This window comes from Bacillus haikouensis, from assembly GCF_013179555.1.
GTDB lineage: Bacteria > Bacillota > Bacilli > Bacillales > Bacillaceae_B > Rossellomorea > Rossellomorea haikouensis_A.
Genome location: NZ_JABMCR010000454.1, coordinates 1 through 2259 on the forward strand (window position 1 = coordinate 1; position 2259 = coordinate 2259).

General features: G+C 39.1%; 2 protein-coding genes and 1 pseudogene. 2 read left to right on the forward strand and 1 reads right to left on the reverse strand.

The annotated features are described in order from the left end of the window. Together HP456_RS23025 and HP456_RS23030 are read left to right on the forward strand one after the other, a co-directional pair. A pseudogene (locus tag HP456_RS23025) lies at positions 1-252 on the forward strand (MFS transporter); the annotation flags it as partial. 468 nt (positions 253-720) lie between these two features. After that, complete coding sequence (locus HP456_RS23030; RefSeq protein WP_172255406.1) at positions 721-1200, forward strand: GNAT family N-acetyltransferase; 480 nt, start codon at positions 721-723, stop codon at positions 1198-1200. A 195-nt stretch (positions 1201-1395) separates the two neighbouring features. Here the strand turns inward: HP456_RS23030 and HP456_RS23035 are convergent. Next, on the reverse strand, positions 1396-2259 hold an 864-nt coding region (locus HP456_RS23035), incomplete at its 5' end, for an MFS transporter (protein WP_172255407.1).

Below are 2259 nucleotides of genomic sequence, written 5' to 3' on the forward strand. Positions count from 1 at the left end.
CAGCTCCCGAATCATCTGATTCCGCATGGAACTGCAATGAACAATACTATGCGACAAGTATCAGGTGCTGTCGGAACTGCATTGCTCGTAACAGTCATGACCACCGCCGCACTTCCGGACAGGGGAGTGGAAGGACTCATTCATGGAGTCAACATATCTTTCATTGTTGCAGGAATCTCCGCTTTGATTGGACTGTTCCTTGCCTTTTTCGTTAAAGATAAAAAACCTAAGAAAGTAAAGAGTACAGTATGAATTTAAGCCAGTTTCTACTTTTTGGAAACTGGCTTAAATTTTTGTAATTTATATTAAACCCATTGAAAAACTGTATAAATTAACGGCTCTGTTATCAGGTGCAAACGCTAAGTTGGGCAAGTCGATATCGGAGGATAAAATCGTTAAGATATTGTTCGTCATTCTACGTTTTATATATTGATCAATGTAATAATCGCTTTAATAAGTAAGCTTTTAACAGTGAGACAATAGGTATCGTCAAGGCTTCAATATCGTTACCAACAACTTCTGTTTCCACTGATGAAAGGGATGATGATCATTTTGAGCCGTCTTAAGAATTCTATATCTTCCAAGTGGTTTTGGGTCTTATGGTAAACTTTATAGAAGATTGTGATAAATGTCTGAAACTGATTAGTACATTAAGCATTTCTGCGCAAGAATGTGAAGTAGTAGAATACCAATTAAACAATGATCGAGGGGTAGAGATTTATGAATAATATATCTATTCGAAACGCTGAGCAAAACGATTACGAGTCTTTGCTGCCTTTATTTAAGCAAGTTCATGAATTCCACGTTTTTGAAAGACCTGACTTGTACAAAGAGAATTCGACTCCAGTAGAGAAGGATTTCTTTGAAAGCCAGTTGATTGATGACAAGCAGCATATTTTTGTTGCTGCCATAGGCAATGATATAGCCGGAGTGATCGTGACGAAGGAGGAAGAAACAACTGAAAATTCATTTATCAAAGCAAGGAAGGTATTACTAATAAACAGTTTATGCGTTGATGAAACATATAGAAAGAACGGTATCGGGAAAAAATTAATTAAATATGTTTTTGATTTGGGGACAAGACTCAGAGTTGATAGTATTGAATTGGGTGTATCCGAGAAAAATACATCTGCCATTGAATTTTACAGGTCAATAGGAATGAAAACAAAGAATAGAAAAATGGAGATTATATTAGACTAACAAAGACAGCAGTTCAATCTGACATTATCCTGAAATACGAAAGACCGACTCTAAAGTCGGCCATTCGTATTTCTATTTATATTTAAAAAAGTGTTGTTTATGTGATAACCGGGTTGCTATTCCATTGTTTATAATCGTTTTGCACCTTATATCGAAAACCTGAAAATATAAATGAAGAGGTACTTTATTGCTTATTTATTGCCCTTCTGCTTTATCAGCATCTGCGGCCACAGCTTTTTTAATGAACAAAGAGATGAAGAATGCCGCCAGCGCCAGTGCCAACGCGAACCAATATGCGTGATGAACACCATATGTCATCGCATCATTCATAACATCTCCTGTCACATTGCCAGTATGATTGTCAAGATAGCTCTCACGGCTTTGTGTCATGATACTGACAAACACTGATACTCCAAGAGCTCCTGAAACAGGTTGAAGGGTATTCGCGATGGCGGTCCCATGTGGATAAAGATGCTTCGGCAGCTCATTCAAGGCATTCGTTTGAGCGGGCATCATGATTGCCGAAATTGATAACATCAACAGTACATACACGATGATGAAAAGCCAAATCGGTGTGGTCTGGCTAATGTTACTATAGAAAAAAATGACCCCTGTGAGTACGATTGTACCTGGTATGATCAACTTTCTCGGCCCGTATTTATCAAATAATGAGCCCATCACAGGAGACATCAATCCGTTTAAAAGAGCCCCGGGTAATAGCAGCAGACCCGCAACCTTCGCAGAATAGCCCAGAGGACCCTGTAAATACATCGGCATTACAATTTCCGATGCAAACATCGCCATGATCACGATGATGAATAAAATGACCCCGCGTGCATAGCTTTTGTATTTGAACACCCTCACATCAAGCAGCGGCTCCTCCAATTTTAATTGCCTTACTACAAATAATAAGAGACTTAGAGCACTGACGATAATAATTGTCAGGGTTTTCACAGAGGTGAAGCCTTCACCAGCTTCACCGGCAGAACTAAATCCGTAGACGATACCCGCGATTCCAACAGAAGACAGAATGATCGACCATATATCCACTCTCGGCCT

Excerpts from the sequence above, each read along its gene's own strand:
- HP456_RS23030 (WP_172255406.1), top strand. The coding sequence starts at position 721 with ATGAATAATATATCTATTCGAAACGCTGAGCAAAACGATTACGAGTCT.